Consider the following 1,867-nt stretch of genomic DNA (forward strand, 5'->3'; position numbering starts at 1 on the left):
ATTGTAAATGAGGATTTTCTTGAACCCATTTGAAAGTTTCATTTATCTCTCTAGTCGATGCCACAGTTGTAAATATTGTCGAATAAGATTTCGCATGAATCGACTCCATCATACACATATAAGAAAGCACCGATCTATTTTGCAACGAATCAATATGGTCAATAATTTTAGGCATCCCAGTATGACTTTGCAACGTATCAAGCATTGTAAGCCCTCCAAGTGCATGTAAATAAGCCAATTTCATTTCAGGTTTCAACGCATTCCAGCTATCAATATCCCTCGAAGGAACATACTCCGTATCAATCCAAAATTGTCTTATATTTTGCTCCCAAAAAGTTTCCACATAATCATTTTCAGGGGTATTCCAGTTTACTGCTTCGTATATTTTTTTCTCCATTTTTTATTTTTCCTTTCTTGATAAGTTTGTTTTATCAATTTATGTTATCTCAATCAACTCCACATTTTATATAAAATTTAGAATAGTTCACTATGGCTACCTGATGCTAATAAAATCAATATTAATTTATCTTCGACTATCTCATAGATTAATAACCAATCTGGAGTTATATGACATTCTCTTGCTCCATCATAATTATTGATTAATTTATGGTCCTTATTTTTAGGAGGAAGTTTTTCTCCTTTTGCCAATATTGAGATGATACTTTCCAATAATTTTAAATCTTTTTTCTGTTTTTTTAGATTTTTTAAATGTTTTTTAAATTTTCCAGTAAGAATAATAGAATATTTATACTCTTCTTTTTTATCCCTCATAATCTTCTCCCAAGACATCTTTAAACATATCTTCTGGACTACTGTACGATTTATAATTTGAAGGATTTTTCTTAATTTGTTTGGCTTCTTCAAATGCTTGAGCCAATTCTGAATTTTCAGGTAAAGAATTTATATAAAATGGTATGCCTTTTTCTCTTATAGCCTGTTTCAAAAATATATTAATTGCTGTACTAAGGCTTAATCCTAAATCTTTAAATAATTTTTGTGCTTCTTTTTTAGTTTCCTCATCTATCTTTATACTTGTATTAACTGTTGCCATAAAATATCACTTCCTTTTATATTTATTATACATACAAAGTATATCTTTTGTCAATCAATTAGTTTATAGTAATGTTTATTTATGCCAATTTTTTGGAAAATCCATTTTATATAAAATATCATTTATATCTATAATATCTTTTAGTTTAAGTTCAAGTAAACTTAATAATTCTCGTAACTTTTTCGTTAGACTTTCATATTCTTCTTTTGATAAAAACAATTTAAGCCCCTCGTATATCGTAAATAATTTTTGTTTCTTATTATTTGTTATTCCCATAATATTATTTATATTTATAATATTTTTTGATGAAAAATCATACATTCTTTCGTTATGTGCCGCTATGTTTCTAAATAACGAACTTGCACGTAAAAAAGTTTTTATGAAATTATTGTTTAAATTAGGTAGAACATAGTATTCTTTTTTATATAAATTTCTAAAATGGCTTATTATTTTATTTTGTATTCTATGTTCCAAAATCAAATAAAATCTGCTCATCTCTCCAAATGTAAAAAAATTAATTACTATCCAAAATGGTATGTTGTCTTTTGTTGTACTATAATGCTTTATTATACTATTGCTTTTATTATTTCTTAAAAAATTTAGTTTTTTTACTAAATATGAAATAAGATGTACATTTTCATTTCTAACTCCAACATAATAATTATTAAGTTCCAAATAACTTTCTTTATTTGTATAGCATTCCGAATAATAATATGCAATTGCCGTTTTAAAAGCTCTTTCCAATTGTGTCAAAACATCAAAAAACAACATTCTCAAACTTTTATCAAAATCATACAATGCTTTCAAATGATTAAA

Annotated in this window: 4 protein-coding genes; all 4 read right to left on the bottom strand. The window is 25.9% G+C overall.

Annotated elements, in window-relative coordinates; all coding sequences use genetic code 11:
- The coding region (locus ACO409_RS01765) for a ribonucleotide-diphosphate reductase subunit beta (protein ID WP_485554253.1) at positions 1 to 397 on the bottom strand (397 nt) is incomplete at its 3' end.
- A 77-nt stretch (positions 398 to 474) separates the two neighbouring features.
- Positions 475 to 771: a type II toxin-antitoxin system YafQ family toxin gene (locus tag ACO409_RS01770; protein ID WP_485554255.1), complete on the bottom strand. Its 297-nt coding sequence runs from the start codon at positions 769 to 771 to the stop codon at positions 475 to 477.
- On the bottom strand, positions 761 to 1,051 hold the full coding sequence (locus ACO409_RS01775; protein ID WP_018498035.1) for a type II toxin-antitoxin system RelB/DinJ family antitoxin: 291 nt from the start codon (positions 1,049 to 1,051) through the stop codon (positions 761 to 763). Before ACO409_RS01775 ends, ACO409_RS01770 begins: the two co-directional genes overlap by 11 nt.
- Positions 1,052 to 1,126: 75 nt before the next feature.
- Positions 1,127 to 1,867: Abi family protein (locus ACO409_RS01780; RefSeq protein WP_485554257.1), on the bottom strand; the 741-nt coding region annotated here is incomplete at its 5' end.

This window comes from Leptotrichia sp., from assembly GCF_057270615.1.

What these genes read in the sequence shown, in the direction of transcription:
- ACO409_RS01775 (WP_018498035.1), bottom strand. Translation starts at nt 1,051, where the DNA reads ATGGCAACAGTTAATACAAGTATAAAGATAGATGAGGAAACTAAAAAA.
- ACO409_RS01770 (WP_485554255.1), bottom strand. Translation starts at nt 771, where the DNA reads ATGAGGGATAAAAAAGAAGAGTATAAATATTCTATTATTCTTACTGGA.